Origin of the sequence: Saccharopolyspora elongata, from assembly GCF_004348985.1 — a bacterium.
Lineage (GTDB): Bacteria > Actinomycetota > Actinomycetes > Mycobacteriales > Pseudonocardiaceae > Saccharopolyspora > Saccharopolyspora elongata.
This window is the reverse complement of the sequence record NZ_SMKW01000202.1, coordinates 1-1899: the sequence shown is the minus strand read 5'-3', so window position 1 is coordinate 1899 and position 1899 is coordinate 1. Positions and strand designations below refer to the sequence as shown.

The 1899-nt window shown below is 64.5% G+C and carries 1 protein-coding gene and 1 pseudogene; both read left to right on the top strand.

What is annotated here, in order from left to right; translation table 11 throughout:
* The first annotated feature begins 113 nt into the window (after nucleotides 1–113).
* Nucleotides 114–1124, top strand: coding sequence for an integrase core domain-containing protein (locus tag E1288_RS49705; protein WP_235884309.1), 1011 nt, complete (start codon nucleotides 114–116; stop codon nucleotides 1122–1124).
* A 78-nt stretch (nucleotides 1125–1202) separates the two neighbouring features.
* Nucleotides 1203–1899 (top strand): annotated as a pseudogene (locus E1288_RS49700) (integrase); the annotation flags it as partial.

Here is a 1899-nt window from a genome sequence, read left to right as displayed (position 1 = left end):
ACCTGTGGGGTTCCACAAGTCGGTTCACGGCCTGCGACCTGCATATTCCGGTGTCCCCGGCAGACAGGGCATGATCTCGGGCCATGTCACTACGTCTGCTCTACCTGATCTTCGTGCGGCTTGCGGGCTGGCTGTCGCTGCTCGGCCGTTCGCCGGCGTCCAAGGACGTCGAACTCCTGGTACTGCGTCACGAGGTGGCCGTGCTGCACCGAGCCAACCCGAAACCTCGGATGGACTGGGCCGACCGGGCACTATTCGCCGCGCTAATCCGGTTGCTGCCGAAGGCGCTGCGGGCGCACCGATTGGTCACGCCCGGCACGGTGCTGCGCTGGCATCGTCGCCTGGTTGCCAGGAAGTGGACCTATCCGAACCGCATCGGGCGCCCGCCCGTAGACAACGCCGTTGCCGTGTTGATCGAGCGCATGGCCAAGGAGAATCACACCTGGGGATACCAACGGATCCAGGGTGAGTTGCTCGAACTCGGCCATCGAGTGGGGGCGTCGACGATCCGCCGCGTTCTCAAGCGTTTGCGCATACCGCCAGCACCGATCCGGTGCACCGACACGACCTGGCGGCAGTTCCTGCGCACCCAGGCGTCGACCATGCTGGCATGCGACTTCTTCCACGTGGACTGCGCGGTCACCCTCAAACGAGTCTACGTGTTCTTCGTGCTGGAGGTCGGCAGCCGATACGTGCACCTGCTCGGCGCGACAACGAATCCGGACGGGGCGTGGACCACTCAGCAGGCACGCGACCTGCTGATGGACCTCGACGATCGTGCCACCGAATTCCGGTTTCTCGTCCGGGATCGGGCAGGTCAGTTCACCGCATCGTTCGATGCGGTCCTTGCCGATTTGGACATCCGCGTAGTCAAGACTCCCCCGCGGTGCCCGCTGGCGAACTGTTTCGCCGAACGGTTCGTACGCACTGTCAGAGCCGAACTCACCGACCGTCTGTTGATTTTCGGTGAACGGCACGCGCGTGCGGTGCTTGCGGAGTACGTCCGGCACTACAACGGTCGCCGGCCGCACCGTGCCGCGAGCTTCGCCCGCCACGGCCGATCCACCCCGTTGCGGACCTCGGCCATGAGCAGATCAAGCGCCGACCAGTCCTGGGTGGCTTGATCAACGAATATGAGCGCATAGCGTAAAATTACTGGCCAGCGTTGGTAGCCGACTTCTGGAATCCCACAAGACACGATCTTGCGCTGGCACCGTGACCTGCTCAAGCGGCGCCATGCCGCGACCTGCGTGCCGAAACGACGCGGGCGCCCGCCCACGGTCCGATCGATCCGCGCCATAGTCCTTCGCCTGGCGCGGGAAAATGTCTCGTGGGGATACCGCAGAATCCACGGCGAGCTCGCGGCCCTGGGCATCAAGGTCGCCGCCTCCACCGTCCGGGAAATCCTCCGCGAGCACGGCATCCCGCCCGCGCCCGAACGCAAGAGAACCACCTGGGCCGACTTCCTGCACAGCCAGGCCCAGGCACTGCTCGCATGCGACCTGTTCGAGACCCGCACCCTCACCGGAGCACGGATGTACGTCTTCGCCGCCATCGAACACTCCACGAGACACATCCGGATCCTCGGCGCCACCGCACACCCCACCGCAGACTGGATCGTGCAGCTCGGACGCAACCTCGTCATGGACTTGGATGACGCAGGCAGCAAGGCCAGATTCTTGATACGCGACCGAGACTCCAAGTTCACGGCAGCCTTCGACGCCGTGCTGACCGATGCCGGCCTGGAGATCGTCACCAGCGGCATCCGGATGCCCCGGATGAACTCCATCATGGAGCGCTGGATACAGACCTACCGACACGAACTGCTGGACCGCACCCGCATCTGGCACCAACGCCATCAGCTCCATGCCCTGCGCGAGTTCGAGTCGTACTACAACG